The following is a 2,438-nucleotide window of genomic DNA, read 5'->3' as shown; positions in this document are numbered from 1 at the left end:
CCCCAGTCTGTCCAGGTGGGGAATGCCGTACGCCCCGGGACAAGGGGCGCCACCGGCGGAACAAGCCGGACCAGTGGTTTGACCACCGTAAAGGCAGGTGGAACCAGCGATTTGACCAGCAGCGCTGCTCCGTACCGGGCGGTGTTGTCAGGCTTGGGCGCTTCTGCTCGGGCAGGCTCACACCATGCCCCGTTGGCGCTGCAACCGGGGCCGTTCCTCCGGCACAATGGCGCCATCCACCGGGCACACCTGCTGGCAGATGCCGCAGTCAATGCAGACGTCGAAGGCAATCCAGTAGAAGCTGGAGCCTTTGGCGTTTTTCCCTTCCCCAGGGTGAATGCAGGCGACCGGGCAGGCGTCAACGCAAACCGCCACCCCTTCACAGCGATCCGTGAGAATGGTGTGGGGCATTGGCGCGAGGAGGGGATGCCGGGGGAAGAACCCTGATCCTAGGGTGAAGACGAGGCCCTCTGGCGTAGCTCCCTCCCCGGCTACGTGGCCAGTTGTGACCGTGGGGTGTCGGCACTGGCGCCCACGGTGTGGCTACGGAGGTTGCCGCTCCCCGGCTGTACTGTGCAGCCCGGCCCCGAATGACGGGGGTTGCGTTGCGGGGTGAACATCGGCTGGGTGTGGCGGTCAGGGTTTTCAGGGGGCGGCCCTGATTGGCGGCCTCTTACCATCGGTCTTCATGGCCGGTGAACAGGGATACAACCGGAGCGGCCCCCTTACGTTACCGGGTTCGGTCCCTGCCGTCACTCCCATGGAGACTTCACCGGCTGCAACAGGGACTTCAAGGGCTGCCGTCACGTCCAGTTGGCGGCCGCTGGGGCTTAAGGGCATCGAAAGCTGGTGGCGGAACAGCTCTAGTGCTAACAACCGCTATGGAATGGCCTTGAAGCTCTTCTGCACGAGCAGCAAGTCCAGGATAAATCTCAGGTGATGAGGAGTTGGCATTAACTTCGTCACCGGCATTGCCTGTTGCCCAGACAAGTATTGTCTTCTCTTGCCTGTCCGCCTGAGCAAGGGCCGCAATGGTCCTGCTGTAACTGCTGCGCAGCTCTTGCCCGCTGTAGTTCTCAATGCCGCCGCTGTACCCAAAGGACAGATTCAAAATATCAGGATCCTGATGGAGTACATACACCGCCACCGCCACCACAGGCCGCTAGCAGAATAAGGGGCAATACCAGGAGGTCACGATAAACAGAACAGATGGAGCGGGTCTCTTTGGTGGTTATTGAGACGTTCTTGAAATCCAAGACCTGGGCGGGGGGCTAGAAAGCACGGCATGGAGAGCGCAGGACTTTACAATCCTAGACACCTCCCCTCTCATACCCCACCTATCCTCGCCATAGGACCACGCTTTGCCAAAGTGGAAGGACAACACCCCCACAGCGCCCATGCCACTGCTACTAGGCATCCGCCGCTTTCGCAAGGATCTGGAGCGCCATGGCGCCATGGCGGTCACGGCCCCGCCGGAGGGGGGTTTCGAGACCCGTCTGCTGCGCCGCCTCCGGGCAGCAGGCTATGCCGCCCAACTGTGCTCGGCCCGGGGCCTGGGGGATCCGGAGACGTTTCTCCTGGGCCTCCATGGGGTTCGTCCACCCCACCTGGGGCGCCAGAGCATTGGCGGCACGGCTGCCGTGGGCGCCGTATCCATGGCCCTGCCCCAGCTTATGCCCCAACTTCAAACGGACAAACCGGTGTTGCTGTGGCTCCTGGAGGCCCAGGTACTCAGCCGGGCGGAACTGGACACCTTCGTGGAACTACCCCGGCGCTACCCCGGCCTGCGCGTTGTCTGCGAGATGGGGGGGAGCCGGACGCTGCGCTGGCAGCCCCTGGCTGAGGCGTTGGCTGCCTGAACCCGTGGTGGGCCGTGCTGCCCCTGAAGAGGCTCTGCGCCATGGTTGTTGGCGCAAATTGATCTGCGGCGCCAGCAATCAGGACCTGGGCGCCATTACGGATCTGGCCTGGGTGTACACCCGCGCCGGCATCCATTGCATTGACGTGGCGCCGGATCCGGCGGTGGTGGCCGCCGCCCGCCAGGGCATTGCCGCGGCCCTCCATCCGGGGCAGCCACCCCCATGGCTCATGGTGAGCCTCAACGACGACACGGATCCCCATTTCCGCAAAGCCCATTTTGACCCCTGCCGTTGCCCTGGGGATTGCCCCCGCCCCTGTGAGGCCACCTGCCCCGTGGCGGCCATTTCAACGGCGGGTGTGGCCATGGACCGCTGTTATGGCTGTGGCCGTTGCCTGGCGGTGTGTCCCCTGGGCCTGATTGAGGAGCAGCCCTGGCGTTTGGAGCGCTCCCGGCTTCTGGAGATCCTGGAAACGTGCCAACCGGACGCCCTGGAAATTCACACCCGCCCCGGCGCCGGCGCCCCGTTCACCCAACTCCTGACTTTGCTGCAACCGCTCTTGCCCCGGTTGCGGCTGCT

General features: G+C 64.1%; 3 protein-coding genes and 1 pseudogene. 2 read left to right on the top strand and 2 right to left on the bottom strand.

Annotation, left to right across the window (positions count from 1 at the left end; translation table 11 throughout):
- Positions 1 to 177: 177 nt before the first annotated feature.
- Positions 178 to 411 (bottom strand): ferredoxin family protein, encoded by a 234-nt coding sequence (locus tag BG35_RS0109100; protein WP_025782571.1) that lies wholly within the window; start codon positions 409 to 411, stop codon positions 178 to 180.
- A 379-nt stretch (positions 412 to 790) separates the two neighbouring features.
- Complete coding sequence (locus tag BG35_RS12870) at positions 791 to 1,153, bottom strand: S8 family serine peptidase (RefSeq protein WP_161632595.1); 363 nt, start codon at positions 1,151 to 1,153, stop codon at positions 791 to 793.
- A gap of 244 nt (positions 1,154 to 1,397) precedes the next feature.
- On the opposite strand from BG35_RS12870, the gene ndhN reads away from it, so the two are divergent.
- Complete coding sequence (gene ndhN / locus BG35_RS0109095; RefSeq protein WP_025782570.1) at positions 1,398 to 1,859, top strand: NAD(P)H-quinone oxidoreductase subunit N; 462 nt, start codon at positions 1,398 to 1,400, stop codon at positions 1,857 to 1,859.
- Between the two features lie 4 nt (positions 1,860 to 1,863).
- A pseudogene (locus tag BG35_RS0109090) lies at positions 1,864 to 2,438 on the top strand (Light dependent period protein LdpA domain-containing protein); the annotation flags it as partial.

It is taken from the genome of Candidatus Synechococcus spongiarum SH4 (genome assembly GCF_000586015.1).
GTDB classification, from domain to species: Bacteria; Cyanobacteriota; Cyanobacteriia; order PCC-6307; family Cyanobiaceae; genus Synechococcus_B; species Synechococcus_B spongiarum_F.
The sequence above is the reverse complement of the archived record's forward strand: the minus strand, read 5'-3'. Positions and strand labels throughout refer to the sequence as shown.